Origin of the sequence: Bacillus kalamii, assembly GCF_047238185.1 — a bacterium.
Classification (GTDB): Bacteria; Bacillota; Bacilli; order Bacillales; family DSM-1321; genus Bacillus_AD.
On record NZ_JBDFMI010000001.1, the window covers coordinates 3096709 to 3123017 of the forward strand.

29 protein-coding genes and 1 other annotated feature are annotated in these 26309 nt (G+C 37.9%); of the genes, 8 read left to right on the plus strand and 21 right to left on the minus strand.

The annotated features are described in order from the left end of the window. Positions 1 to 157 precede the first annotated feature (157 nt). The 3 genes from ABC357_RS15345 to ABC357_RS15355 form a co-directional block, all read right to left on the minus strand. Complete coding sequence (locus ABC357_RS15345; protein ID WP_412888351.1) at positions 158 to 2062, minus strand: endonuclease MutS2; 1905 nt, start codon at positions 2060 to 2062, stop codon at positions 158 to 160. 476 nt (positions 2063 to 2538) lie between these two features. Beyond that, entirely contained in the window at positions 2539 to 3063 is a 525-nt protein-coding gene (locus ABC357_RS15350) for a GNAT family N-acetyltransferase (RefSeq protein WP_412888352.1), read from the minus strand. 78 nt (positions 3064 to 3141) lie between these two features. Then, entirely contained in the window at positions 3142 to 4605 is a 1464-nt protein-coding gene (locus ABC357_RS15355) for a SulP family inorganic anion transporter (protein ID WP_412888681.1), read from the minus strand. Positions 4606 to 4765: 160 nt separating this feature from the next. Between ABC357_RS15355 and ABC357_RS15360 the strand changes: the two genes are divergently transcribed. Then, positions 4766 to 5308: a recombinase family protein gene (locus ABC357_RS15360; RefSeq protein ID WP_412888353.1), complete on the plus strand. Its 543-nt coding sequence runs from the start codon at positions 4766 to 4768 to the stop codon at positions 5306 to 5308. 1043 nt (positions 5309 to 6351) lie between these two features. Here the strand turns inward: ABC357_RS15360 and ABC357_RS15365 are convergent. Continuing rightward, entirely contained in the window at positions 6352 to 7035 is a 684-nt protein-coding gene (locus tag ABC357_RS15365) for a hypothetical protein (protein WP_412888354.1), read from the minus strand. Positions 7036 to 7206: 171 nt separating this feature from the next. Between ABC357_RS15365 and ABC357_RS15370 the strand changes: the two genes are divergently transcribed. Further along, on the plus strand, positions 7207 to 7956 hold the full coding sequence (locus tag ABC357_RS15370; RefSeq protein WP_412888355.1) for a thermonuclease family protein: 750 nt from the start codon (positions 7207 to 7209) through the stop codon (positions 7954 to 7956). 72 nt (positions 7957 to 8028) lie between these two features. Here the strand turns inward: ABC357_RS15370 and ABC357_RS15375 are convergent, their stop codons facing one another. From ABC357_RS15375 to ABC357_RS15400, 6 genes are all read right to left on the minus strand, one after another. Next, positions 8029 to 8460 (minus strand): cytidine deaminase, encoded by a 432-nt coding sequence (locus ABC357_RS15375; protein WP_412888356.1) that lies wholly within the window; start codon positions 8458 to 8460, stop codon positions 8029 to 8031. Between the two features lie 162 nt (positions 8461 to 8622). Further along, positions 8623 to 8850 carry an anti-repressor SinI family protein gene (locus ABC357_RS15380; protein WP_412888357.1) on the minus strand — a complete coding sequence of 76 codons (228 nt, stop codon included), beginning with the start codon at positions 8848 to 8850 and terminating at the stop codon, positions 8623 to 8625. Between the two features lie 61 nt (positions 8851 to 8911). Continuing rightward, entirely contained in the window at positions 8912 to 9508 is a 597-nt protein-coding gene (locus ABC357_RS15385; RefSeq protein ID WP_412888358.1) for a TetR/AcrR family transcriptional regulator, read from the minus strand. Between the two features lie 220 nt (positions 9509 to 9728). Next, positions 9729 to 10142, minus strand: a complete 414-nt coding sequence (locus ABC357_RS15390) for a hypothetical protein (protein WP_412888359.1) — start codon at positions 10140 to 10142, stop codon at positions 9729 to 9731. 199 nt (positions 10143 to 10341) lie between these two features. Further along, positions 10342 to 11217 (minus strand): aminoglycoside 6-adenylyltransferase, encoded by an 876-nt coding sequence (locus ABC357_RS15395; RefSeq protein WP_412888360.1) that lies wholly within the window; start codon positions 11215 to 11217, stop codon positions 10342 to 10344. Between the two features lie 166 nt (positions 11218 to 11383). Next, the gene (locus ABC357_RS15400) at positions 11384 to 11644 is read right to left on the minus strand and encodes a hypothetical protein (protein ID WP_412888361.1); all 261 of its coding nucleotides are present in this window, start codon (positions 11642 to 11644) and stop codon (positions 11384 to 11386) included. 179 nt (positions 11645 to 11823) lie between these two features. On the opposite strand from ABC357_RS15400, the gene ABC357_RS15405 reads away from it, so the two are divergent. Then, on the plus strand, positions 11824 to 12219 hold the full coding sequence (locus tag ABC357_RS15405) for a hypothetical protein (protein WP_412888362.1): 396 nt from the start codon (positions 11824 to 11826) through the stop codon (positions 12217 to 12219). A gap of 20 nt (positions 12220 to 12239) precedes the next feature. Here ABC357_RS15405 and ABC357_RS15410 read toward each other — a convergent pair whose 3' ends face one another. The 6 genes from ABC357_RS15410 to ABC357_RS15435 all read right to left on the minus strand — a co-directional run bounded on the left by ABC357_RS15410 (position 12240) and on the right by ABC357_RS15435 (position 16498). Next, a complete protein-coding gene (locus ABC357_RS15410; protein ID WP_412888363.1) occupies positions 12240 to 12782 on the minus strand; it encodes a hypothetical protein in 543 nt (180 codons plus the stop codon). Further along, positions 12779 to 14260, minus strand: coding sequence for an FAD-binding oxidoreductase (locus tag ABC357_RS15415; RefSeq protein ID WP_412888364.1), 1482 nt, complete (start codon positions 14258 to 14260; stop codon positions 12779 to 12781). The genes ABC357_RS15410 and ABC357_RS15415 overlap by 4 nt, the downstream gene beginning before the upstream one ends. Before the next feature lie 302 nt (positions 14261 to 14562). After that, positions 14563 to 15024 (minus strand): SMI1/KNR4 family protein, encoded by a 462-nt coding sequence (locus ABC357_RS15420; RefSeq protein ID WP_412888365.1) that lies wholly within the window; start codon positions 15022 to 15024, stop codon positions 14563 to 14565. A gap of 172 nt (positions 15025 to 15196) precedes the next feature. Further along, positions 15197 to 15388 carry a hypothetical protein gene (locus tag ABC357_RS15425; RefSeq protein ID WP_412888366.1) on the minus strand — a complete coding sequence of 64 codons (192 nt, stop codon included), beginning with the start codon at positions 15386 to 15388 and terminating at the stop codon, positions 15197 to 15199. 101 nt (positions 15389 to 15489) lie between these two features. Next, the gene (locus ABC357_RS15430) at positions 15490 to 15927 is read right to left on the minus strand and encodes a cytidine deaminase (protein WP_412888367.1); all 438 of its coding nucleotides are present in this window, start codon (positions 15925 to 15927) and stop codon (positions 15490 to 15492) included. 25 nt (positions 15928 to 15952) lie between these two features. Then, positions 15953 to 16498, minus strand: coding sequence for a GNAT family N-acetyltransferase (locus ABC357_RS15435; RefSeq protein WP_412888368.1), 546 nt, complete (start codon positions 16496 to 16498; stop codon positions 15953 to 15955). Between the two features lie 403 nt (positions 16499 to 16901). On the opposite strand from ABC357_RS15435, the gene ABC357_RS15440 reads away from it, so the two are divergent. The 3 genes from ABC357_RS15440 (at position 16902) to ABC357_RS15450 (ending at position 18299) form a co-directional block, all read left to right on the plus strand. Continuing rightward, positions 16902 to 17132, plus strand: coding sequence for a helix-turn-helix transcriptional regulator (locus ABC357_RS15440; RefSeq protein WP_412888369.1), 231 nt, complete (start codon positions 16902 to 16904; stop codon positions 17130 to 17132). Next, the gene (locus tag ABC357_RS15445) at positions 17129 to 17416 is read left to right on the plus strand and encodes a hypothetical protein (protein ID WP_412888370.1); all 288 of its coding nucleotides are present in this window, start codon (positions 17129 to 17131) and stop codon (positions 17414 to 17416) included. Before ABC357_RS15440 ends, ABC357_RS15445 begins: the two co-directional genes overlap by 4 nt. Positions 17417 to 17726: 310 nt before the next feature. Beyond that, positions 17727 to 18299, plus strand: a complete 573-nt coding sequence (locus tag ABC357_RS15450; protein ID WP_412888371.1) for a group-specific protein — start codon at positions 17727 to 17729, stop codon at positions 18297 to 18299. Positions 18300 to 18424: 125 nt separating this feature from the next. Here the strand turns inward: ABC357_RS15450 and ABC357_RS15455 are convergent, their stop codons facing one another. From ABC357_RS15455 to ABC357_RS15470, 4 genes are all read right to left on the minus strand, one after another. Further along, positions 18425 to 18961, minus strand: coding sequence for a GNAT family N-acetyltransferase (locus ABC357_RS15455; protein WP_412888372.1), 537 nt, complete (start codon positions 18959 to 18961; stop codon positions 18425 to 18427). Between the two features lie 319 nt (positions 18962 to 19280). Next, complete coding sequence (locus tag ABC357_RS15460) at positions 19281 to 20330, minus strand: MFS transporter (protein WP_412888373.1); 1050 nt, start codon at positions 20328 to 20330, stop codon at positions 19281 to 19283. Between the two features lie 61 nt (positions 20331 to 20391). Next, positions 20392 to 20668, minus strand: a binding site (T-box leader). Positions 20669 to 20941: 273 nt separating this feature from the next. Then, positions 20942 to 21583, minus strand: coding sequence for a hypothetical protein (locus ABC357_RS15465; RefSeq protein WP_412888374.1), 642 nt, complete (start codon positions 21581 to 21583; stop codon positions 20942 to 20944). Between the two features lie 361 nt (positions 21584 to 21944). Continuing rightward, positions 21945 to 22625: a YybS family protein gene (locus ABC357_RS15470; RefSeq protein WP_412888375.1), complete on the minus strand. Its 681-nt coding sequence runs from the start codon at positions 22623 to 22625 to the stop codon at positions 21945 to 21947. A gap of 184 nt (positions 22626 to 22809) precedes the next feature. On the opposite strand from ABC357_RS15470, the gene ABC357_RS15475 reads away from it, so the two are divergent. Further along, entirely contained in the window at positions 22810 to 24225 is a 1416-nt protein-coding gene (locus tag ABC357_RS15475; RefSeq protein WP_412888376.1) for a PQQ-dependent sugar dehydrogenase, read from the plus strand. Between the two features lie 465 nt (positions 24226 to 24690). Next, positions 24691 to 25593, plus strand: coding sequence for a MerR family transcriptional regulator (locus ABC357_RS15480; protein ID WP_412888377.1), 903 nt, complete (start codon positions 24691 to 24693; stop codon positions 25591 to 25593). A gap of 114 nt (positions 25594 to 25707) precedes the next feature. Here the strand turns inward: ABC357_RS15480 and ABC357_RS15485 are convergent, their stop codons facing one another. After that, positions 25708 to 26127: a GNAT family N-acetyltransferase gene (locus tag ABC357_RS15485; protein WP_412888378.1), complete on the minus strand. Its 420-nt coding sequence runs from the start codon at positions 26125 to 26127 to the stop codon at positions 25708 to 25710. Positions 26128 to 26309 lie beyond the last annotated feature (182 nt).

The window sequence follows — 26309 nt, forward strand, 5'->3', positions numbered from 1 at the left end:
ATCAGGCACTCTGCCATCTACCCACGCACTAATGCCACCCATTTGCTCCATTCTGAAAATCCACTCAAAAAAGAGCAGGCGGATCGGTAGTGACCCCTAAAAGGTAGTTTTGACTCTACCTTTTGGGGTGCGGCACCATCCACCTGCTCTTTCCTAACTAGTCTTCAAGCTTCCTATTTATATCCTTAGCCACTTTCTTCAGCGCTTTCTTGGAGCCCCTTTCCAGATCATGCTGCCATTTCCGATCCTGATAGCTGACAAAAAGCGTATTCAAATCATATCCCTCTGGATAAAGATCGATTGCCTTCAGTTTCAGTTCAACCCTCTTCACATTGACCTCTTTAAATACTCCTTCATGAAGCACCATAATATTGTTGAAGTTATTCTTTTTCTTATAGACAATTGCGTGGCCGTCGAGTTCTGTCAGGCTTACTTTATCCCCTATTTCAAATTCATACTGGTATTCCATCTGTACCTCTTCACTAATAGGCTTCTTCGTTTTTTGCCCATCCACAAGAGCCGTGTCGTATTCCTTATTGTCCATATAGCCTTTTGCTTTTTGGAGCACCCTTTCAGGAATGTCCATTTTTCTTGAAATCCATAAAGCATTGCTGTCACCGGAAGTGCCAATCAATAATTTATATAGAGGTTCCAATGCTTCACTATTGAATTGCATCGCGGCATTCATAAAATCGCTGTGCATTTCCGAATAACGCTTGATCTCCCCGTAATGAGTGGTCGCCACTGTGATGCAACCCATTTGATAGAATTCCTCCAATATGGCGATGGCAAGTGCAGCACCTTCATTCGGCTCAGTCCCGCTTCCAATTTCGTCAAATAAAAGTAGTGAATTTCTATGCGCCGCTTTCATGATATCCGATATGTTCTTCATATGGGAAGAAAACGTGCTTAAAGCATTTTCAATGCTTTGGTTATCGCCGATGTCGACAAATACTGAATCAAATACAGCAAGCTCTGTCCCCTCTTTGCCTGCAATATGAAAGCCCGACATAGCCGCCAAGCTCAGAAGGCCGATTGTTTTCAGCACAACTGTTTTTCCTCCTGCATTGGGACCAGTAATGATTAGGCTACGATAATCTTTCCCGATTTCAAAATCCAATGGAACACTATCTTTCGGCAATAAAGGATGCCTGCATCCTTTTAATGAAATATAGCCATGATCATTGACTTTGGGCTCTACGGCATCGTAGCTCTTACTAAATTTGGCTTTGGCAAATATCATGTCATACTGGCTGATCAGTTCAATATTAATCCTGATCGGCCTGATTCCCTCTGCAATCATGCCTGTTAACGTAGCAAGGATCTGATACTCCTCCATCGATTCCTCCGCCTTCAAGCTAGCAAGCTCCATATTCAGTTTCGTTACGGCAGCCGGCTCTATAAAGACAGTCGATCCCTTTGAAGAAACTTCCACAATTGTACCTGCCACATGATTTTTATAGGAGGCTTTGATGGGAATCGTGAATCGGTCATCTTTCTTGCTGATAAAAAATTCCTGAATAAATTCCTTGTTGGTTCCACTTTTCAAGAATTTATTCAACCGTTCTTCAATCTTGCTTTCTGCCTTATCCATTTGATTCCGTATCCTTTTCAACTCTTTGCTTGCTTCGGAAGCGACTCTGTTTCCCTTAATGGCAAATTGGATTTCTTCTTCGATGCTTCTGAATTCCGTCATAGACCGTGCATAAGTGTGCAAAGTGGGGGCGAAAAATTCTTTATCTGCCATAAACGATACAATTCTCCTGCACCCACGCAGGAAATCTGCTATAGCTATTAATTCCCCTGGCTCAAGAATCATCCCTTTCTCTACCTTTTCTATTTGATTCCCTATATTGGATATCCCCTTCAAGGGAATATGATTCTCTGCATCAAGCAATTTTCTGGCTTCACTTGTTTCATTCAGACGATTTCTCACCACTTTTAGATAGGCACTTGGCTGAAGCTGATCCAGCAATGCTTTCCCGAGACCGCTGACACAATGGCTCTTCACCAACTCTTTCAATTCTTTATACTGTAATTTATCAAATGTCATCTGATTCATTATCATTCTCCTTCACCGTTCCGGAATATAACCTCATATAGCACAAAAAAACCGCAGTATGCCATCCTACCCGAAAGGACAAATATATCCAATCGAACATTAGAAAGCTTCTGCGGCCATCAACTACGTATGTAGCGAGGCTATTCATTCAGCACAAATAGGAGGACGTAGATGGACCTTGCAACAAAAAAAGCATGGCAGGACAAATCCCGCCATGCTTTTCGCTGCAACACCTATATGTTGCACGAATGTATGGAAAAGGAAGCAGTCTTCAGGTAGGTATCCACAGCGGATTAAACCGCTCTGGAAAAAGGCATACTTAATACACTGGATGATTCCAATGATTAAATACCTTATTCAACTAGGATTAGTTGATACCTACTCCCGACATAAAACACCACACCTTTTCTAAAGTTGCTTTTACTATATCATTGACAAGCATCTGGAGTCAATGCGGTAAAAGCCTTTTTCATTCATCAAGCAAAAAAAGCAGGAGAATAGACAACCGTGCCCTGCACCTCTGATAAACTTCCCGGCACGAGCTCTAATGCCATAAAATTCACATCATTCACTTCAAACGGAGCCTTTATACTCCATTTGGAGGCTGGTTCAAACCCAAATCTAGGGTAGTATTGCTCGTGGCCAAGGACGATGACTGCTTGATAGTCCAAATCTTTTGCTTTTTTTAGCGCTTGCTGGATCAACGCTTTACCGATGCCTTTATTTTGACAGGAAGGCCATACAGACACCGGCGCCAAAGCAAGAAACTGGTCAGTGCGGGAATGATCGCCTATTTTTATTTTAGTCAACAGGATATGCCCGGCAATCTGATTGTCTTCTTCATATACAAGAGACAGTTCCGGGATGAATTCATCGCTTCTCCTGAGGCGCTTAACCAATTCATGTTCATTTCCATCACTGAATGGCCTATTGGTAAAAGCAGCTTTCACCAATGGCTCGACTGACTGATAATCTTCTTTCTTTTCCACTCTAATGGCCATATGATAGGTACTCCACTCTTTCTATATCGAAATATATAGCCATTTTACGATAAATGAGGATGAAATAAACATACTTCTTTAGCCGGCCGTATCCAAGGATTCCTGTTTTCTGTAAAGAGATAACCGATCGATTATCGCTTCACTTCGGTTATCAAGCCCTATGACGTTTACTTCATTCTGATTCTCTCTAAGCTTCAGTACCACTTTATCAATTGCTCCAACAGCTGAATCATCCCAAACATGCGAATCGGAGAAATCTATTACGATTATTTTATGTTCGGCCGTTAAATCGAAACGGTCTACAAAACTTTCTACGGAGGCAAAGAAAAGTTGCCCTTCCACTCTATACAGCATCTGATTTCCGTGGACCTTTTGCTGAATCTTTATTTTGGATATCTTGGCGACAAAGAATATAGCGCTCAAAATGACACCCGCAATGACGCCTTTAGATAAATCGTTAGTCCATACTACGATGACAACAGTGGCAAGCATGACAAACGCATCTGTTTTCGGCGCTTTTCTTAGATAAGCAAAAGATGACCAATCAAAGGTACCGATACAAACCATAATCATTATTCCAGCGAGTACAGGCATAGGAATCTGCACTACTAAGTCACCGAGGACAAGAATTAAAAACATCAGAAACAAGCCGGCAACCAAGGTAGATAATCTTCCCCGCCCTCCTGATTTAACATTGATGACCGATTGGCCAATCATCGCGCATCCGGCCATTCCACCAAAAAACCCGTTAACGATATTCGCTATCCCTTGTCCTCTTGCTTCCTTGTTTTTATTACTATCGCTTTCCGTCATGTCATCCACGATTGTTGCAGTCAACAACGTCTCCAATAGGCCGACAATCGCAAGCGCCAAGGAATACGGGAAAATAATCTTGAATGTTTCCAGATTAAAAGGCACATCGGGAATGATAAAAGACGGGAAAGATTTAGTGATTGTCCCTAAATCTCCAACTGTCTGCAAAGGTACATGGCCAAAAATGGCCGCTGCCGTCAACACAACGATCGCAAGTAGCGGAGCGGGGAAGATTTTAATAAAGCGCGGCATAATAAAGACAATTAGAAGCGTAACGCCCACAAATAGATAGGTCATTGTCGAAATGCCCACAAAATGGGGCACCTGCGCCATAAAAATAAGAATGGCAAGTGCATTCACAAAGCCGATCATAACAGGACGCGGAATGAATTTCATTAATTTGGCGACCTTAAGTACACCAAATAGCCATTGCAACAGCCCTGTCAAAACGGTTGCAGCAAGAAGATAATCCAAACCATATTTTTTTACTAGCGGCAGCATCAATAACGCCATCGATCCAGTCGCAGCCGAAATCATGGCTGGACGCCCGCCGACAAAAGAAATCAATACAGCTATACAAAAAGAAGCATATAGCCCGACCATCGGATCTACCCCTGCTATAATGGAAAAAGCGAGTGCTTCTGGAATTAATGCCAAAGCAACAACTATACCGGACAAAACATCAGCCCGGACATTCGAAAACCAATCTTTACGTAAACTTTCTAACACTTCTTTCACCCATCCCTTATTGATTATGAATACGAATAAAATCCATAAAGAATAGTCTATCACCAACAGTCTCAAAATGGAACCTTTTTGAACCAAAGAGGAAATGGTTATCATTATGGTATGATGGAAAGTGGATTTTATGGACAAGGAGAAATAGAAGATGATTATAGGATATATGCGACCATCTTTTGACGATACAGATTGCAAAAAACAAATGGCATTATTAAATCCGTTTGAATGTGCACATATAGTGAAGGAGGAGCATGGTTCACCAAAAAAGAGAATACAGCTGGCAGGAATGCTTGAGAAGTTGCAGGCAGGCGATAAAATCATCGCAGCCCGCCTTTCCGCTTTGGCAGACTCGACAAGGCATCTGATGGAAATCTTACAGCTTTTACAGGACAAGAAAGCGACTGTCTTCTTTATCGATGAACAAATTGACAGCTCCCGGGATCAACATTATTCCTTTATCTCCATCACTCAGCATTTATTGGCTTTCCAAAGCCATATCATCAGCGAAAAAACGAAGCAAGGCATGGATGAAGCCAAACAAAAAGGGAGCCAGCCCGGCAGGCCGCGAAAACCGGATGAAAACGTTCGCAAAGCCATTAAAATGTATCAAAGCAAACAATATACATTGCCAGAAATCAAAGAACAAACAGGAATAAGCAAATCAACCCTATACAGAAACCTCGAGCATTAACAAAAGCGGAAAGCGCCTGTTTACCCCCGACAAGCTTAAGGCGAGCTCTGCTTAAAGGCTGTTCGTCGCCTTTAACAGAGATTGACTTAAGACCTCGAGGGGGTGGCGCTTGCAGCTAGATGAGCACAAAAGCGGAAGGGACCGTTCAGTGACGTACAAACTGGACCGATTTTCTTGAGATATAGGAAACACGGCAAGCTTGTAAGCCGATGTTGACTTATCGTAGAGAAAAGTGGGAAGTTTGCTAGTCACTGGTCCCTGCAGCTAGATGAAACAAAAGCGGAAAGCGCCTGTTTATCCCCGACAAGCTTAAGGCGAGCTCTGCTTAAAGGCCGGGTTTTGCCTTTAACAGAGATTGACTTAAGACCTCGAGGGGATGGCGCTTGCAGCTGGATGAGCACAAAAGCGGAAGGGACCGTTCAGTGACGTACAAACTGGACCGATTTTCTTGAGATATAGGAAACACGGCAAGCTTGTAAGCCGATGTTGACTTATCGTAGAGAAAAGTGGGAAGTTTGCTAGTCACTGGTCCCTGCAGCTAGATGAAACAAAAGCGGAAAGCGCCTGTTTATCCCCGACGAGCTCTGCTTAAAGGCCGGGTTTTGCCTACTTTATTGCTTGATTCTATTTACTGAGCATTTTAGTAGACCTAACCGATTGCTTGTACTATAATTATTATCAAAATAGTCAGTTAATTCGACGTTGCCTTCTACAATCAATACACAAAAGGATGGGGATCAACAATGGAGCACACAACAAGGGATATCTTTTTGGTTAGGTACGTGGATTTGCATAATGGAACATTTTTTGAAGAAGAAATGTTCGATTCAGATTTAAAAACCTTACATTTCCTAAAGAAAAATGATAATCAGGTTCTTTCCACTCAATATTTACGAAGAGAAAAGAAAAAAACTTCCTGAAAGAAAGCACTCTGCATGTAAAAGCCGGATTTCCGGCTTTTTTCTTTATGTATTTGAATTGTTTTGCCAGCCCGCCTTTGTTCATATGCAGGACCTGGACTGGCATATACTAATGAATCCATTTCAATCATCAAAAAAATCAATATATAAATAAAAATGATAATAGATTTCTGTTATCTCCTTATTTGTCAGCCCATATTTATCCTTTACCGCTTGATAGATTAATTGATTATCTTCATACGGACGGTAATCGATTCCTGTTCTTGTCAAAACATCATAGAAACGTTTCATATAAAGATACACTTCTCTTTGTGAATGGCCATTTGAGGTATATAAATCCTTGCTTGGATATTCCGAATATCTTTTGAGTTGTTTCTCCGTAACCGTTTTACCATTGATGATCATATCACTATTGGGTTTAAAGGCATATTTGATTCTCTGATTCTTATATGTCGCATCTATTCTATAAATGAGAAATAATGTACTGTTATCAAAACGGTCTTCTTCATGTTGCTCCAACTGAAGATTTTTATGCAATAATGAAACAAGCATATATTTCTTCTCAAGCGGCAAATCTGCAAAGTTATCCTTCAATTGTAATTTCATTGTAACGTAATACGTTTTGATCCACTTGGCATTCTTGTATTCATATGTAACATTTTCAATATACTCATTCAATGAGGAGCTCTGAATAATCAGATCTCTTTTTTCCTGATACTCTTCCCACGCATACACTTTCCTGAAGAAGAGTATCAACAATAGGACAAAAAAGATAGAACCGCCTATTACAAGTGCTTTTAATTTCATGATGTATTTAGCCTTTTCTTTTTATAATATAGAAAGTTCATGCCTTTTCAAATGACAATACAATGAATTTTTAAAAATCTGTCTATTAACCTTTTAAAAAGCCCCTCCTTCCTATTACTCTCGACATTTTTTTCTTCCATGTTAAAATGGACTGGCAGAAAGGATGATCAGATGAAATTCATAAGCACCTTGTTATTGGCTGCCTTATTGCTGTCAGGCTGCAGCGCCGGCAACAATGATGGCATTCATCAAACAGACAGACAAACATCTGGCGATTCGGAGCATCAACTTGAGAATGCAACCACTGCATCCGTTGTCCGTGTAGTGGACGGGGATACAATCCTCGTGAGGCTTGATGGAAAACAGGAAAAGGTCCGGTTATTATTGGTCGATACCCCCGAAACAGTGAAAGCCAATACACCCGTTCAGCCATTTGGACCAGAAGCGAGCGCATTCACAAAAAAAATGCTGCCTGAAGGAAAACAAATTCAGCTCACTTTTGACCAGGAAAAAAGAGACCAATACGGGCGAATGCTTGCCTATGTATATATGGATGGAAAGATGCTGAATGAAAGATTGTTGGAGGAAGGGCTCGCACGTGTCGTTGTCTTTAAACCCAACGTAAAATACGTAGATACATTCCGTGAAATCGAAGAAAAAGCAAAAGAAAAGAAACTAGGCATCTGGAGCCTTAAAAGCAATCAATCCGGAAGCTCTTCACAGCAAAGCAAGGGAGCTACAATAAACACCCCCTCCCAAGGTACTTGCAGCGAGCCTACAATTAAAGGAAACATAAACCATAAAGGCGAAAAAATCTATCATCTTCCAGGCGGGCAATCCTACAGCCAAACAAAAGCCGAAGAAATGTTCTGTTCGGAAAACGACGCTAAAAAAGCAGGTTTTAGGCCTGCCACACGGTAACATTTAGCTGCAAACAGACAGCGCAGGCTGTCTGTTTCTTTTTGAAAGAATAAGGGTTTATCTCCTCATCCATTAATCCAAGTCACTGGAATACTTTTCCGGCAACAGTTCCATAACATTGCATTTAACTAATTCACCATTATAAGAAATAATGACGTCTGTCTCATTACCGTAATCGCTGATCAATTCCCTGCACATTCCACAAGGGGCAACAACCCAGCATCTGTCTATTTGTTCATGGGGATGGGGATGGGCTACAGCTACAATCGTTTGAAATTCATGATCTCCTTCAGAAATTGACTTTCCGATTGCCATTGCTTCTCCGCAAACCGTTATTCTCCCTACATTTGCTTCCACATGAACAGCTGAATACACATGGCCGGAGGCTGCACGGACAGCAGAGCCGATGTGGTGCCTTCCATACCGGTAATTTTTTTCGATTACTTTTTCTGCTTCTTTAATCAACTCATAATCTTTATCCTCTAAAGGTTTAACGTTTAACATAACCATTCTCCTAAAAATGTGACTATTTTATATTGTCTTCTCTTTGGCATTTTATTAAGGAACTTCATACAAAAACACGGAAGACCTGATGAAATAAGGGTAATCATTTTAATTCTGCAATAAAAAACCACTTTATTATAAAAATGGTTTTAATTGATTCCACTATAAAAATGGTCTATTTGCTTCGGTAAACTCCTTTTGCTTGGCATTAGTCGATAAGATACTCACTGGGGATTGCGGATGAAGGGCGCCATCCTGAATGTTTGTATTTTTCTTTAAGAAATCCCGGACTTGTTCTTTTGTCATTCCAACTTGTTTAGCCTCCATTATTAACTGCAGCCATTCGTTCTTATGCTGCTTTTTTTCGTTCCCATCTACAGATAAACTCATGCCATCGCCTTCTTTCATCCTTTTTCAGGTCAAGTCGAAATACAAAAGTTAACTTGTCCAGTCACTTACCATGAAACAATCCTTCCAAAATGATTGATACCATTCGTTCTGCAATCATTTGCGGGTTTTCCCCTTTTTCGAAAAGCTGAGTAAGCGTCAATCTGTCAATAACCCCTACTAGGGTTTCCGCCGCTATCCCCATATCAATTCCAGAACGAAAACATCCTTGTTTCTGTTTAGGCAGCCATTTGGCTTCTATCATCCTGGCCAATTGTTTTTTGATATCCTCCGATTTTGGTGAAAGATAAAAACCAATTCGGGTCAATTCAGGTTGATTTCTGAAATATCGAAAAATAGACACCAATCCTTCAGCAATATCCTTGGATACCTGCTGTCTAGCATGCTTACGCTCCATTTTGCTACAGGCAACCAGTTCGAACAACTCCCTGCGAAATTGCTCTATCAACTCTTCGAATAAGGCTTCTTTATTCTTGAAATATAAATAAAAAGTAGGTTGGCTAACATCTGCTTTGGAAACAATATCCGAAATTTTCGTATCATGATAACCATGTTGTGAAAATAGATCAATGGCAGCTGATAGTAAATGTGAACGGCTTTCTTCGCCATTAGATCCTTTTTTTCTTCCTCTCATTTTCATTTTATGGCTCCTGTTTCCAGTATATTACTCATGAGTATTATATTACTTCAATTTATTTACAGTCAATCGCTTTTCCCACCCTGCCTTTAAAACGGTTATAACAGCTCACCTTTCTGCAGCCAAAGAAAATTAAACTCTCATTTCTATATACTATATGCTTTTATAGTGTACTTTTTTACGGATATTCCATATAGCTTCTATTTGATCACTAACCATCTGTTCATGTACGGTTTGATCCGGGTTGACCACATACTCCCAAATCCCCCCCTGTTCCTCTATAAAAAAAGGAGAACATGAACGCCTTTTCATCCTTAAAAATAATAAATAACTGGCCTTTGACTTTTCCATCTTTAATCTGTTTAAACGCTACATTCTCTAAGTCCGGCTTATAATCATACCCTTTCTTAACTTGATCAAATAAGCTGACTTCACTGTGTTCAACTTTTCCCGACATTTTCTCCTTGCCGAACCGATTTTTTGCCTCTTTTACACTTATGCCTATCTCAGCATTTTGCTTGATAAAATCCTTATTAAACAGATGGCTGTTTGATTTTTGGGTTGATTTTTCTGTCGTTGACTGGCTACAAGCAGCCAATGCCAAACATAAATAAGCTAAAAGGAGCTTTTTCTTCATAGATAGTCCCCAAAAAATGGATTAATAGGTTCTGGGATAAAAATTTTCCCAATGTTATGGATAACAAATTCTACCTTTTTGTTCCATAATCCTTTACCACTATAAAAAATGGGGAATTGGGTCTATTTAGAATACTAAAAGCCCTATGTTTTCATATTACGAACGCATAGGGCTTCTTAATTACGTGATTTACTTGTACTTATTCATAGATTACATCCGCATCCGGAGGTAACTGCCTCACTCTTTCAAGATAGGCTGAAACATTCTGGTCTTCTTCCGAATTGTAATCAAACCCTAGAGAGTCTGCTACACGAATGGCCGTCTTACGGAATAGGGAGACACTAGAAAATAATGAATTCCAAACCGCTTCATAGTTTCCTCCTGCATAAGTGGCCATCAATTGTTCCCATTCTTTATCCGTTATATATTGCTTCAAATATTTGCTGTTTTTGCCTGTGCTAACCGCAAAGCCAGTCTCAATGCCCACTTGCCAATCAAGCATTTTCAAAAGCATCTGCCGGCAACTTCCATTTAGATGATCCTGGGCGTATAAAATTTCTTTTCTCCATAAACCTTTTACGACATAGGTAGATACCCACCAAAATTCGTTGCAGCAATCTGCAAAGTGGGCTTCAGAAGGCTTCGCTATCCAATAATCTTGATCGGTAGGATTTGAAAGCGTGGGCATATCCCCATCTTTGTCCAATACTATCTTCGTTAGGGAATCTTCCTTGCAATAAGCCCCTTTCTCTTCAACCGGAGCAAGCATAAGATCAATTCTGTTTCCATCTTTAAATAGCATCAGGTAAGTGAACCTTCCTCCAAGTTCCGGAGGGAACAAAGACATATCCTCGGGTGTCTGCAAAATGATCCGTTCACCGAATACATCGATCCATTCCGGATTTTGCAAGAATGAATCCAGCTCACTCACCAGATAGACGATATCGTAATCCTGAAAGATATCTCGCGGAGCTTTCCTATTTACCCTCGATCCATTCATTCCTACTGCCCGTATCCTTTCATCCTTTTCGGCAACACGTACTATTAAATCCATCATTTCCTGTTTTGTGCGCATATCCATTCCTCCAATCATTAGCTTGCATTTCTAGCTCATAATAATAAAGCCATGAATATAACCGTAGATTCTTGAACTACTGGTCGAAAAAAGGAATAAGCATACTTAATGCCCCCATCTTAGCACTTAGGTGAGCATTCATTTATAGAAAAAAGAGAAACAATCGTTACAAATACAAGATGCTATTCTCTTCTTCTTTTAATCTGATCACTATTTTCGCTGATAATTGTTCAGGCTTTTTGCCATAAGATGATTGGATTTCCTTGAACAATTCTTTTACTACTAGTTCCACGTCCGCTAAAGATGCTTCTTTTGAAAAGCTTTTGGTCCTTGCCATTTCCAACCCTTTAAAAGAATCCTCATAACCTTCAATCTTATCCTCGCCGAAGGCCTTCAATTCAAATTCAATTCTCATTTCATCAGTCATCATTTACCCTCTGTTACAAATTAATATTGGCTTGTTGCTATAAAGAAAAAGTCATTCTTTTTATATTTTTCAGTCTCGCTATTAATCTGAGTTCTTATGGTACTATCATAGATATCCAAATAGATAATAGAAGAAAGATATTATAGGAATAATCATACACTAGGAAGGAAAAACACTGAATGAATAAAAGACTATGGAAATACCTTCATTTTTCCATACTTCCCTTAGCGCTGGCCAGTATTGCGATCATCGCATTCATTATATATACCGATTGGGATTCTTTATTTCCTGTCGTCCTCGGATGTATAGTTATTATCTTTCTGGCGTTTATTTACGTGCCCATTCTCATTATTTTCCGCCTCAGGCATTTATCGCGCCAGAATATCCGAAAAAGAATTCTTATCGCTATAGCCGTATTTGTTCTCTACAACATAGTCACATGGACAATATACTACTTCAAAGAACCGGCAGAAATTGATTTAATGGCAGACCTTATTAAAAACGGTATTTTAGCTATGACTATGGCGTTCTTCGACCTTTTCTTCTTTAAGAAAGGATTTGATGAAAACGAATGATACTATTACAGGTAGCGACACTAAGATTCACCTTTTTTCTCTTGGCGGGCTGAATTCAATCTTTGCCCTGCCATCTCCCAAGTTCCGCTGGCCAATAGGCATGCTCCAAAAATAGCAAGGAATAATCCAGGCGAAACTACCTTCATAAATGATAAACCAAGCATGAGCGTACCAACTAAAATATACTGGCTTGTGACATGAATGCGGTAGGAGTTCCTGCTTTCATTCCATGAACGGAAATATCCCTGAAGGAAACCTAAAATGATTTGAGAAACAAGTGCCATATACGGCAGCCACTCTATGGAAAACGAATAAATCCCCAATAGAAGATAGATGAATCCCATCCCCATATACACCCATTTCATAGCATGGCTTCCCTTTTCCTTTCTGGTTTGTTGCATGCGGTATCCCCAAGCTGCAGAAAAAGAGAAGACAGCAAATAACCATGCAAATAATGTATAGCTAAAGGAAACCTCCTTCAGCCAAATGGTATAGTAAGGAAAGATGACAACTTGGCCGACAGTGACGATCAATGGGATGTATTCGATGTTTCTGTTTTTCAATTCGCCACCTTCTTTTTTAGGTAGTTTTGATAAAAGAGATTAACAAACACTTCATTCGGATCCTTTTTATTTTTTATTTGCCGGAATGCCTGCCAGTCAGGATACGCTTTTTTGAATTGCTCCTTTGTCTGGTAAGGATAGTATGGCAAATAATAGGTGCCTCCATAATCCAGCGTAACATCTGTCCACTTGCGGATCATCCGCTTCGCATGGAGAATTTCACCATCACTTAATCCATGCTGCAGCAGTACGACCAATCCAAGCATATCTTCCCTCGCATAAGGAAGGCTGGTCAATGTATCCTTCCCTGCATATCGGACTGTAATATTATGAATCTTAAAATCGTCGTTTTGATCATTTTGCGGAAGCTCTTTTTTCAAAGCCTCCAGATACGGTGTGAATTGATTGATAGGAACAAAAAATTCCTGTAGGACCTCTACTCTTCCAGGCTTTGTAAACTCCATGAAAGTAGATTCAGAGCGCATAGCATTATTCCGGGTTATGGACTTGCCATTGATCGACCTCATATACAGTTTCTGGCTTGCCCAAAATAAATCCTCCCATTTTCCGCCTCTCCTCCCAAGGTCGAGCGCCAGCTTGCTTGCTCTTATACCTTGTTCTCCTTTTAAAGGAGTTGTTCGATCCTTCTTGCCTGTTTTTACATAATCGACCGCATACATTTCATCCAAGAATGTATGCGGAGCTACGCTGATTCTTGCATAATGCATGGCAACATCAGGGTCATCCAAAATATGGCGGAAATACGCTGCATAATCCTTTGCCTCGACCCTTTTTGTATGCATGGTATATCTTTCGTTATCTGTCAAATCCAGGGTTACATCCAGAATGACACCGAATAAACCATAACCCCCTAGCACATACCGAAGCCACTCTTTATCCTGATAGGACACTTTCTTTATTTCACCTGTAGGCGTCAATAAGGTTATTTCCCTAACCGTGCTTGCCATTGGCCCAAAACGGATATCTCTTCCATGGGCGTTCACCGATAGTGAACCTCCGACCGTAAAAATCGATTGCGATTGTGTCACTTTTAAGGCCAAACCGTATGGGGCAATCGCCTTTTGTACATCTTCCCAAGTTGCCCCGCTCTCGACCACGACTGTCTTTTTTTCCTTATTCACTTCGAGCACCCGATTCATTCCGGCCATATCCAAAACAATTCCATTTTTATAATAGGTGTGGCCCCCTTGGGAATGCTGGTGCCCTGCAATGGATACGTGCTGCTGGTCTTTATTGGCGGTTTTGATGATACGCTGGATCTCGTATCGGTTATTGACCTTCTCTACCCGTTGGATCCGTTCAGGCAGCAGACCTGTATAATCTGTTGCTAGACCGCCTTGGTTAAATCCATACTTCCTCTTTTCAACAGGTATATTCCATACGATCATCACAGCAAGCGCTGCCACTAAGCTGCCTATGAACCACGGTTTATGGAACAAACTGTTCTTTTTCCCCATATTATCCACCCGCACTCCTTCGTTCCAATATTAGGAATATACCATACTATCTTTTTCTTGTTTATAGATTTCAAGAAAAATTATGCATTGTCTGGCAAGATAACGGATAGGCCAGCAGACGGATACGTTTTATTTATCTTTTTGTCCGCGTTCTGGACATCCCTTTCTTTTTTGCAACTCATCAATCATGAATCTATTTTCCGCCTTAACAATAACTTCTCTGCTACCATTCCAAAACTAAAAAACGATCCTCCATGAAAAAGGATCGCTTTCACTGTTATAAAGAAAATAATGATTTACTTTTACACATCATCTTCCCATATTGTCAGGCCATTTAAAAATGAATCAAAATTAGAAGCAAGTTCAATAATCTGTTCATTGTCAACATCTATCCATATCACTGCCGGTTCTTCCTTTGTATTTCTGTAATCAAGCGCAACCCAGGAGTGCCCATTTCCAGAAAGCAGTACGATATCGTTAGGCAAACCCCATTCATCAATTAAATACGCACTCTCCAGTATACCGTTTTCCTCTCCTATCCCCATTAGATGATCAACCTCTATATGGTCATCCGCCCAAGAAGTCGGGACTGAAGTCGGGTAAGCATCGAATTTTATATATCCTCCATTTTGTTCCTTCAGAATATGTATGTATGACTGCGGCAGCTTAATATTCAGCTTTTCTTCTGCTTCTTTTACTAATTCCTCTGTCAGTGGTTCCAACTTATAATACTCATTATCTTCCTGCCAAATACGATTCTTCATTAAAACACCCCTTGCGAATGGAATCATATCCATTTATTCGTTTATTGTACCAATAGATATTTGTGAAATTTCATCATTAAACTGTTTCTTTAAGTGAGGAGGCCGCTTCAGAATGCTCACTTAAAGCGGAACGGGCGATATGAAAAATCAGAGAGTTGTCTGGACAACATAACTACTCTTCATTATCCAAATCATGATCAAGAAAAGATGTTTTATCGTTGGTCACCTCAGATTGCTTTTCGATAAATTGACCGACCACAGATTTATTAATACCATCCTTAACTGCTGTTGAAATAACGATATACACTACTAGCAGACCTATTACCCAGAGAATAATTGAAAATACCAGCGAACCAATAACCATCTATCATTCTCCCTTCCCCTTTTAACAAGGATCTTCATAATACATTCAGTAATCTTCTACTAACCTATTCCAGTTCAGATAATATAGACTTTAATAAATACTTATTTCTGATAGTGTTCTAGCTCTTCTGCTGGATATGCATTTGTCCAATGGTATGGCTGCAATTCATTTAAGGTCGCAAATTTTAACAGATTGTCTGGATTCGTAATCCCCACTTTGACATCCGCACCCCAAAAACGTAATCTTTCTTGGCATACACCACAAGGCGAAAGAACCTTAAAAGGACTATTTTCATCATCTCGTACAACACATAAACAATGAGTAACACGTACATTGTATTTATGTGCTTCACACATTGCTCCAACTTCAATACATAAATCAACACTCGAATTGGCTGTTTCAATTGAAACACTAGTAAAATATTGGCCATCTTCTGAATGGATGATGGCGACACCTCCCCAGCCCTTTGGATAACGTTTAGGAATAAATTCAATAGCTCTGCGATACATTTCCTCTTCTACCAATCTTCCCTGTTCCATTTTGGCCTCCATTGTTTGCGCTGGGTTATTTCCATTCATGAGCCAATAGGCCATAAATAACGTGATCTACATAATGGTCATACAACCACTCTGCTTGTCGTATTTTACCTTCTTCCTTAAAACCGAACCTTTCAGGAAGCGCTCTGCTTTTATTATTTTCCGTTGCGGCTCTAACTTCAATTCGATTTAGTTTAAGATCATTGAATCCATAATCGATTAAGGTTTTGAACGCTTTAGACATAATCCCTTTACCTTGGAACTGTTCGCCTAACCAATAACCCACAACACCCATATTATTTGCCTTATGAATGGCATTAAATCCAATTGTACCAGCAATTTTGCCATTATAGATAATAGCAAACGATAATGGATACCCTCCATTATCGATCAGCTCATTACATCTTGATTGAATATTCTGTGCAGTATCTTCTACACTCTTAATATGTTCGAGCCAACCAAGCCACTTTTTTAAATGGGGTTTTGAATTAATCGTTAAATCATAAAACTCATTTGCGTCATCTTTATTGAACATCCTTAAAGAGACCTCATGATCAACCTTATGTACTAACATAATGCCATACCTCTTTCCATTATCCTGCAATCACGCATTGTTTTTACATAACATTACCATAAGTGTGATTATTCAACCAATTATTTTGTATGAAATAACTCATACTCTTTAAGGATGACGATTGTTTTAGCTTACTTATGTATATCTTTCTTCTTAACTCACTATTTTTGACGCTTTTTCTTCTCTTTTTTCATCATATACATATTATTATCGGCTTTTTTAATTAACTCTACTATTGAAACAAGTACTAGTCCAAAGATCAAGGCTGCCAAATAAGTAGTCTTTTTTTATTTTGCACCTCACAATACGCATGAGTTCAATTAAATATTTCAGATTAAATGTAATATAATTTTGACTTTTTGTAAAATTTATATTACATTCATGTTTATAAGGAGTTGATTTTATGGCTTTAAAAGAGACAGGAACTCTAAATAATCGTCTTTCAATTTTACGTGCAGAAACGAAATGGTCTCAGCAAGAAGTAGCTACCCAACTAGGAGTTAGTCGACAAACAATTGTTTCATTAGAAAATAACCGTTACAATCCTTCACTTAGATTGGCTTTTGAAATATCAGAATTATTCGACAAAGATATAAATGAAGTTTTTCAATACACAAAGGGGGATAAATTATGATGATATTAGGAGTTGGTTTAATACCCATCTTTCTCGTTTCACTTTATATTTTATTTAAATTTAGCTGGGGAGAAGAGGGTAAAGATGAACGTGGTCAAAAAATATTAAATAAATCCTTTATGGTAGCAGCTCCTATTTTGCCAATAGGATGGTTACTTATAGAGATGACTCTAAAATTTTATGATGTTTCATATAATTTTTATCGTGATGCAATGTGGATTCTGATATTATTTACTTTTATAACACAAGGAACAACGATTTATGTTTTTAAGCAGAAAATCTAATATAATCCAAATGAACTAACAGGTGTTTTATTTCAATATTGAGAGCTGTGATCAGCTCTCCTGTTCTTATGAAACTAATGTGGCAGTTTAATTTAAGAAGGAATTGCAAAAAACAAGAAAATATTAGAGAATGTGCTTATTCTCTAACGGTTTCCTATTTTTAGGCTAATCCAATTATAGTAAATTATTCCATAAAATAACAGCCTGTTTAGATTCAAATTTCTAGGTAATATGAGTGACGAAAAGATAATTAAATGAATATTAGGAATCGTGGTTTTAAGAATCATACTCACATTTGGGAGGAATTTTGATGGATTATGTTTATCATATAGTGCCAAAAGAAATGAAGGGTGAGGTTCTTATTTCTCTTAATGAGATAAAATGGATACATCCCGAACTTTATAAAACCTACTCAAAAAAGTATTTTAACCATCCAGAAAGGGCGAGCTTATTATTGAGAAGCATTCCCAAATTAAATTGTTTATGGAATGATGTGATATTTTTATTACCTCTTCACCCCTACTATATCTATGAAGCTTTACATTCTCTAGGAGTAAGTATAAAAAAAGAGTTGCACTTTTATAAAATACCAACGGAAAAATTGATGGAAAATAAAAATGCTATCTATTTCTATAATAAAAAAAATTATTATGGTCCATCTTCGGATATTCCTGATGAAGAAGTTCAAATCATTGATATAAAATCATTTCAAGAATGTTCATCCTTACCATCCGACACTTTAGCATATTTCACAGAAGAACATAAAAAAGGTGTGAACTTTGGGATGTTCGCATATATTCCTCATATTGTGAGTTTAGGAACTATTAATGTAAAAGGTGTTAATAAAGTTAACTGGAGTATTGAACCAGTTAACTTTAACTGAATTTCTTCCACTGTACGGCAATCCTTAGCCAATTCTTCTGCCATCCAGTTTCTTTTGCTTTGCATAAAAGATCTATTCTTTATCGGTGAAAATTACAAATCAATCAAAACTTTTTACGTTCTCATTTAGAAAGGCAAGTCATTTAGTTTAATTGGAGTTGATATGTTGCCTTCCCAATCCCTCCTAATGATTGCGTAGCAAATTGAATCAGAAACACTCCCGTCATCATTTTCCCAAGCACATCGTAAATAACCTTCTTTTATAAATCCGCATTTACTAAGCGTTTTCCTCATAGCTATGTTGTCACTTCGAGTATATGCTTCTATCCGTATCTTCTTATCAGGTAATCCGAAAATATAATCAGTAATCCAACAAACGGCTTTTGTTCCGAACCCTTTTCCTCTCACGCTATTATCTAAACGAATGTCAAATAAGGGAATAGTATCACTTATATCGTGAATAATAATCAACCCAATTTTTTTATTTGCATGTTCTATCCAAAAAGTCTCTTTGTCTTCTTGATACCAACCATTATTGAAACCTTTAATGATTTGTTCCTTTGTTTGTTGCGGGTTTGAATGGAACTCCCAAAAGTGATCCGTCATAAAAGTGACTAAATCTCCTAATTCATTTTCAAGTTTTTTGAAAGTAAGTTCGCTCATATTTGTTCCTCCTCTATACTACAAACTTTTTAACTTCTACATAGAGGAGTACATTACCTCTATACTCAATAAAGCTATTTATAGCTAAGCCTTGAATTTCGAAAGACGCATACTTTCATCTGTGTCCGTCATTTCACATACAAATGATGTTAACAAAAAGCCTTAATATGGAGAATTATTTGAATAAGAGGAGTGAGATCAGCTTTTTTATTATGGTACTAACGGGGCAGGCTATTGTAAGGAGCTTCGTGAATTCAAATAAAAAAGTCCTTTCCTATATTTTAGAAAAGAACTTATTTATTGTTTTGACATATTCTGATTATTCTCGCACTTGTTCATAATAATGTCTTAGAGATTTATCTAATACAACAAAATTAATGATTATGCCCAATACTAAAAAAGTGAAGGATCCTATGATATAGATTGGACGAATTTCAAACAGATCAGCAGATAATCCAATTGTTACTGTAACTAATATGACTAAAAAAGCCTCCAACATTCCTAAGACACCGGAGAACCTCCCCATAATGTTAACGGGTACATTGTTTTGATAGAAAGTTAAAAATCCTGTATTAGCGAATGATAAGAAAAAAGTTAAGGTGAAGAAACCTATAGATGCCCAAATAAAATCATAGGACAGGACATCTGTGGCAAACGCAGCCTCTAAAGAATCTAAGGCAGTCATAAACACTGTAATTACACTAAAAAGAACATACACTAAGGTAACATGAATATTTTTTTTGCTGAATTTAAGTATTCTTTTCCAGTCGTTTAAAATTATTGATATATTAACCTTTTCAGATATCATATCGCTTTTTCTAATCTCCACATTAGGAAGCAGAAAAATGACTATTGCCGATAAAAATAACGCTATAGAATTCATCAAAATAGCCAAGTAAGGAGAACCAATCATAAAAAGAATACCTGCAATAGACGGCCCAAGTATAAATCCACATGAATTAATAAAGTTTCTCATTGCATTGAATCTTTGTCTATCCGTTTTAGAAATTAACTTAGTCATGTAGACCATGGAAGTTGGTTCAAATATAGAGCTAGCTATATTAATTAGAAAGACTACTAAGTAAATCAGGAAAAGAGAATCTAGAAATGGTAATGTGAAAATGAATAACGCTCTAATTAAATCCAGAAAAATCATTAGTTTTTTTTTGTTTAATCGATCGATAAAAGTTCCTGACCAAAAATTCGTAAATAAGGTTGCGATAGGTAAAAGAATATATAGTATTGATACAGCTAAGGGTGATCCTGTCATATCTAATATAATTAAGTTTAATGCTATCAAATAAACCCATGCACCTACATTTGATATTCCGATTCCAAATAAAAGCAAAAGGGGGTTTTTCCATTCCATCTTATCACTCCTAAATATAAGGTTTAAAACCGAAAAAAATCTCACCTCCAAGGATATGATCCTTGGGGACGAGACTCCTTATATGAGAAGTTCGTGGTACCACCCCAGTTTATTTCTGTGTTACCACAGAAACCTTTTCGAGTACGACAAAACTTAATTGAAGTGTTTATACTCTATCTCTATAACGGGAGAAACCGACACATAATCAATATCTAGACGAAATATCCTATGCATTGCTCCAAGACTTGTTTCGGTGTGCCTTTACATCCTCCATTTTCAGCTAGCAGGAGTTCTCTGTTATGATTGAACACACTTACTCTTCTTTTCATTGCATTTATTATAGGAGATTATACAATAATTAACAGGATAAAAAAAGGATTAGAAAAGCGTCTTATATTTAATAATGATTTTCAATCAGTTCTACATTTGTGGAAAAGTGTACGTAACTTATCGGGGGCTAGAGCTGAAAATCAAGGCTGCAAGAAACAAACATAAACTCTTTTAGTGAACCATAAATAACTGACAAATAAAATCGAATCAATTCACATAAAAGGGAGCTTTGAAAATCCCCACAGCTCTTTTTTATGTGTGATTATTATTTTCGGACTAAATTAAAACTCTGTATCCGTTTCATCATCTAAAATCTCACCATTTTCAGCGATATATTCAATAATAATCGATCCACTTTGCAATTTACCTTCGTTTTGTAGGAAAGATATGAATTCATTAACGATTTTATCGTCCTCGTCTCGCTTTTTTCGAGGAACAGTAATTCGAATAGTAGGTGCAATATCAAACTCTTTATAACTTTTAAGATTAATAGGATCAATACCTAATTCATTCCCAACTGTTTCATTAAAGAAAACGTTTAAATCAGTTGTTTCTCCAAGATTTTCTTTAATGAAAGGACGTATTTTAGTTTTTAAATCAGCTGCCCACTTATCGGCAATATAGGTATCAACCATTTGTTTTGTTTCATCATCATAATAAACCAAAAAATGTATATTAGCTTTCTTATCCCAAGCCTTCGCAGCATATTCAAATTTAAAGTTCCCCATATTATCATACAAAGTGTCATATACTTCGAAGTTTTCATTAAATTTATCTTCTAAGTATTGTTCTCCTTTCATTCTTATTTGTTCTTCTTTATCCTTATCAGGCTTCATTTCCCATACAAAAGTAACTACAAGTAGTAAAATTCCTATTACGATAGCACTCAAAACACCCAGTAGGATTTTCAGATATTTATTCAAGGAAAGTACCCCCTCCTTTAAAAAACTTTATCATAAAATACAAATTTTTCCAATATACTGTTTTACCAAATCAACTAAGCCTTTGAAGAAAAGTACTTAAATAAATAAGTGTAAAGTGTATGATTCTAAGAGGGATTATTGTCTTTTGGGTTGAACTCAAGGGCAACATTCCTTTAATGAATAAACCGTGAATTAGGCTATTATCAAAAGGCTAACTGTTTATAGTCCAGATCAACTCCCCACTCTTACGAAAATGAGCAGAATCTAACCGCACGTCAGGAGAATAGTTCTATCCTATATGAATCGACCATTTAACTCATAGGATTACAGGAGCTAGAGATGAAGCAGCTCCACTTGGTCTCTATCTCCCCGATTCGATATTGTCTTTCTTAACTGAATCTTTCTCCAGAAGGTTGACTTCCTGTTCGCCAGAGTTTGACTTGATTACTCTATCCGGCATGATGTAAGCCAATCGTTTCAGAATATATGAACATGCTTCAGCTGCTATCCACGCATATAGAATACAAAATATGGCTATAAGCACCAAAGGAATAAAATGAAAAGACGTCCCAACGGCTGGTCCTAGCAAAGGTAAATGAAAAATATAAAGAACGGCCAATATTCCCCCAAACAAGGAAGCTCCCGTCCATAAAACAACTAAAAACCTTGTTTTCGATTTAAAAAAGGAGACGCCAAGTGCCAATCCTAAAACACCTGTTGTGAAGGGAAAAATAATGAGTTCACTCGGCTGTATAAACAATAAAAGAAGAAGCGTGACAACGTAGGCCAGGCATCCGTACCGGACGGATATAATCGTTGCTAAAAATATTGGCAAAGTCGCCATGGCGCTTACCAGAAAACCGATGCCAGGCAAAAATCCGCCTGTTGACTGTAGTACGGCTGTAAATGCGCTTAACAGCGCAGTATATACTATTTTTGCCGAAGGCGCTAATTCTATATAATCATGTTTGATCCCAACGAAAGGCTGCTTCCAATACTGGACAGCATTACTTGTAATCCTCTTTATAAATTTCCCCTCCAATAATCGTAAACTACCTTTATGCTATTCACCGACTTATGAAAAAATCACTGTATGTATATCCAACTTCATGGGCTGGTGCAAAAAATTGTCCATTACTTGTTCGTTTATTCAGCCCTAATTCGGTATTAATAAAACTCTTACAAACATATTCTTATAAAAACAAGTAGAAGGAGTGTATGTCTTATTGATAAACGTTAAGATTAGTTTACGGCCCATTGTACATAAGGTGAATTTGCCTACTGTCTTGAAAACGGCGATACTTCCGGGCGATTCAAAAGAAACGTTGTTTATTGCAACCCAGGTAGGAGAAATTTTCTCGATAAGAGACGGAGTTATACAGACTTTCCTAGATATTCGCCAACAAATCATCAAACTAGGGGGCTCTAGCGGCGGATATGATGAACGGGGATTGCTTGGGCTAGCGTTTCACCCCCAATTTAATGATAACAGCCAGTTTTACATTTATTATTCAGAGGCTGGAACACAAGGGCCAGGCGCTCTTCCTGAATCTTTTTCACCTAATCCATGTGATCCGAAAACATTAAACCTGCGATGGATCAATAGAGAAACTCAATATGACCATATTGATACCTTGGAAGAATGGATTTTGTCTTCAAATGGGCTTCCTCAAAAACGCCGGACATTACTAAATATAAAAAGGCCCTTTTCAAATCATAATGGCGTTAACTGCTTAACCTTTTCACCTGAAACAGGCCGGCTCGTTATAACCACCGGAGATGGCGGGTCCGGCTATGATCCTTTCAATTTAAGCCAAAACGATATGGAAATCGCCGGTAAAATAATAGAAATGAATGTAGATACGAATACACCTATCTCAAATCCACCCGTAGTCACTCGTTTCAATGAACTCCCTGTACCTATCCAGGAAACACTTTGGGTGCTTGCCAAGGGGGTTCGGAACATACCTGGCATTTCCTTCCAACGGTTCAATAATCAATATATCAAATATGCTGGAATGGTCGGACAGGATTTGGTCGAGTCCATTTTTTCTTTCAGCCAGCATAAAACAATACCAGTTACTCAACTTGTTCAAGCTTTTCTAACGCAATCAGAAATTGACCAAGAAGGATTTATTAATTTTGGATGGCGAGCGTGGGAAGGTATTTTTCCCACTCCGATTATCAAAGGCTGCTCTTCAGATCCAACCTTTGATGAGAAAACCATGGCTTATTATCATGAAGCAGTCGCATGTTCGGTAAAACGTCTCCCGCCATTGACTAGTTATTTCCATAAAGATCCACGGCCAGATAAGTTTAGAGGAACGGCACTTACAGGAGTGCAAGCCTATATGGGAAAGAGCATCCCCGCCTTAACTGGAAATATAGTGTTTACCGATCTTGCCCGCAAGGAGACACCGCAATCTCCGGCCAGAGACATTTTAGCTTACACCAATCCCAGAACAGATTGTACACTAAATCCTTTTAGTGTTATACAAACCGATTATCAGTTTGGCACTCAATCAGCGTATTATGTAAGTTTAGGAGCGAATTTGGATCAGTCCATACTATATTTAGGCGTTTATGGATCTATGAAAGTGGCTGATTTGAACCAAGGGATGGTTTTTGGCATTATTCCCTGATCCATAAACAAAACGCCAGCTTACTATCTTCGATGCTCCTCTTTATTGAAAAAATCCAAGCGTTATCTTACATGTATTTCGCCACACACTAAAAACCATTCTGTACATGTTGAAGTTAGGGATTCCACATTAATCAAGAACAAACCTTCTTCCGTTAACCTTCCAGATTGTATTCATAAAAAAGACTGTCTAATGGCAGTCTTAATTTTGTTCTATTGCTTTGTTTATTGCGGCCTCCCTTAGGGTAGGGCCCTTTGAATTCATGAATGTATGTGAACCACCCATTTTTATCCATGCCTAATAAGACATTTCCTCTTTAGATCCAGCTTCGTTTTCTGATCATTTTTATTCTTTTTCGTACAAATTAAAAAGGAAAGTGAACTTCAATCATTCATACATCCCATTCAAGATTTGATTTTCAAACCATTTTGAAGAGAGATTGACTATAGCCTTGGGTGCTAGTTTATGATTGTACTTGAGGTGAGAAAAATGCTAATAAATGAAACAAGCAAAATAACAAACTTAACCAAGAAAGCGATTGACTATTACATAGAGCGGAATTTAATTTCCCCTGAGACATTAGGTAACGGCTATAGGAATTTTAGTGAAAAAGAAGTGGACAGACTGAAAAGGATTTCTGTGCTTCGAAGACTAGGACTCAGCATAGCGGAAATTCAAGAGGTACTCTCCGATGAAACAAAGAATGCATTAAAAAGACTAGGTGCACAAACAGCGTTGGATATTCAAAACATGCATGCAAGAAAAACGATTATTGACAAACTAAGCGTCGGCAAGGATTATACAGATATCCTCGATGACCTAAAAGCCATGGAGGACCGTAAAACGATTACTGAAAAGATACTCAGTTCATTTCCGGGATACTACGGTAGATTTATTTGTATGCATTTTGCAAGGTTCCTAAATGAACCAATTAAAACAGTTGAACAACAATCTGCATATGAGGAAATCATCCAATTCCTTGATAACGCTCCAGAATTGCCGATTACGGATGATTTGAAAGCATTCCTAATTGAAAGTACAAAGCATATTGGCAATGATACTATTTCAGAGATCATACAAACCACAAAACAATCTATTGAAAATCCTGATAGATTTTTAACGAATAACAAGGAAATAATTGAGGCCTATTTAGCTCATAAACAGACAGAGGAATACAAGAAATCACCTATACATAAAATCAAGTCATTGCTTATAGATTTCAATCATTCAAGTGGATATTACGATATCTTTATTCCTGCGATGAAAAAATTAAGCCCTTCATACGCAGATTATTATAGAAACGTAGAAATCACAAATCAAAGATTACTTTCCCTATATCCTGATATAGCTAAATGGAACAAGGAATAGCCATACTTTTCAAAAGTATGGCACCTGTCCCTAATCACAAAAAGAAAAGAGCAATTTTCCTGTAGCATCTACATACTTGAGAACGTACCATTTATTGATAAAGGATCCTAACGTCTATTCTTTATGTATCACAGTAAACATCCCCGTCATGTTGGGTGAATAATCATGAAAATCATATTTTTCATAGAACGTTCCTTTACCGTGTGAAGCAAACAAACCGACAAAAGATTTATTCGGGGCATGACGCTTACAATAGTCAACTAAATGTTCCATTATTATTTTTCCTATCCCCTTATTTTGATATTCCGGATGGACAACAATATCTTGAATATAGAAATAGATTGCTCCATCTCCAACAATTCTTCCCATACCGACAATTTTAGTATGGTCATTGACAGTGATGCAGTGTATCGAATTCTTAAGTGATATTTCTGCCACTTCAAAATTAATATCTTTCGTCCACCCCACAGAGTCACACAAATATTTATATTCCTCTAGAGTTGGAGGTATATTCTTAATTTCATATCCACTCAAACAAATCTGCCCCCTTTTATCCTGATTTTAACAAATAAATATATTCTGTGAAGCCATTTCAGAATCAAAAGCTTTTATTGTTAAAAAACAGGACCTTCATATACAGAAAGACTCTAATCATCTTCCTTTCCTGAAAGCACCCCGATTGATGACATTGCTCTAATTCGGGGTACTTTCAAAAC

Bases quoted from the DNA above. Each gene is read 5' to 3' on its own strand.
- ABC357_RS15345 (WP_412888351.1), bottom strand. From the start codon at position 2,062: ATGAATCAGATGACATTTGATAAATTACAGTATAAAGAATTGAAAGAG.
- ABC357_RS15350 (WP_412888352.1), bottom strand. From the start codon at position 3,063: ATGGCCATTAGAGTGGAAAAGAAAGAAGATTATCAGTCAGTCGAGCCA.
- ABC357_RS15360 (WP_412888353.1), top strand. From the start codon at position 4,766: ATGATTATAGGATATATGCGACCATCTTTTGACGATACAGATTGCAAA.
- ABC357_RS15365 (WP_412888354.1), bottom strand. From the start codon at position 7,035: ATGAAATTAAAAGCACTTGTAATAGGCGGTTCTATCTTTTTTGTCCTA.
- ABC357_RS15370 (WP_412888355.1), top strand. From the start codon at position 7,207: ATGAAATTCATAAGCACCTTGTTATTGGCTGCCTTATTGCTGTCAGGC.
- ABC357_RS15375 (WP_412888356.1), bottom strand. From the start codon at position 8,460: ATGTTAAACGTTAAACCTTTAGAGGATAAAGATTATGAGTTGATTAAA.
- ABC357_RS15380 (WP_412888357.1), bottom strand. From the start codon at position 8,850: ATGAGTTTATCTGTAGATGGGAACGAAAAAAAGCAGCATAAGAACGAA.
- ABC357_RS15385 (WP_412888358.1), bottom strand. From the start codon at position 9,508: ATGAAAATGAGAGGAAGAAAAAAAGGATCTAATGGCGAAGAAAGCCGT.
- ABC357_RS15390 (WP_412888359.1), bottom strand. From the start codon at position 10,142: ATGAAGAAAAAGCTCCTTTTAGCTTATTTATGTTTGGCATTGGCTGCT.
- ABC357_RS15395 (WP_412888360.1), bottom strand. From the start codon at position 11,217: ATGCGCACAAAACAGGAAATGATGGATTTAATAGTACGTGTTGCCGAA.
- ABC357_RS15400 (WP_412888361.1), bottom strand. From the start codon at position 11,644: ATGACTGATGAAATGAGAATTGAATTTGAATTGAAGGCCTTCGGCGAG.
- ABC357_RS15405 (WP_412888362.1), top strand. From the start codon at position 11,824: ATGAATAAAAGACTATGGAAATACCTTCATTTTTCCATACTTCCCTTA.
- ABC357_RS15415 (WP_412888364.1), bottom strand. From the start codon at position 14,260: ATGGGGAAAAAGAACAGTTTGTTCCATAAACCGTGGTTCATAGGCAGC.
- ABC357_RS15420 (WP_412888365.1), bottom strand. From the start codon at position 15,024: ATGAAGAATCGTATTTGGCAGGAAGATAATGAGTATTATAAGTTGGAA.
- ABC357_RS15425 (WP_412888366.1), bottom strand. From the start codon at position 15,388: ATGGTTATTGGTTCGCTGGTATTTTCAATTATTCTCTGGGTAATAGGT.
- ABC357_RS15430 (WP_412888367.1), bottom strand. From the start codon at position 15,927: ATGGAACAGGGAAGATTGGTAGAAGAGGAAATGTATCGCAGAGCTATT.
- ABC357_RS15435 (WP_412888368.1), bottom strand. From the start codon at position 16,498: ATGTTAGTACATAAGGTTGATCATGAGGTCTCTTTAAGGATGTTCAAT.
- ABC357_RS15440 (WP_412888369.1), top strand. From the start codon at position 16,902: ATGGCTTTAAAAGAGACAGGAACTCTAAATAATCGTCTTTCAATTTTA.
- ABC357_RS15445 (WP_412888370.1), top strand. From the start codon at position 17,129: ATGATGATATTAGGAGTTGGTTTAATACCCATCTTTCTCGTTTCACTT.
- ABC357_RS15450 (WP_412888371.1), top strand. From the start codon at position 17,727: ATGGATTATGTTTATCATATAGTGCCAAAAGAAATGAAGGGTGAGGTT.
- ABC357_RS15455 (WP_412888372.1), bottom strand. From the start codon at position 18,961: ATGAGCGAACTTACTTTCAAAAAACTTGAAAATGAATTAGGAGATTTA.
- ABC357_RS15460 (WP_412888373.1), bottom strand. From the start codon at position 20,330: ATGGAATGGAAAAACCCCCTTTTGCTTTTATTTGGAATCGGAATATCA.
- ABC357_RS15480 (WP_412888377.1), top strand. From the start codon at position 24,691: ATGATTGTACTTGAGGTGAGAAAAATGCTAATAAATGAAACAAGCAAA.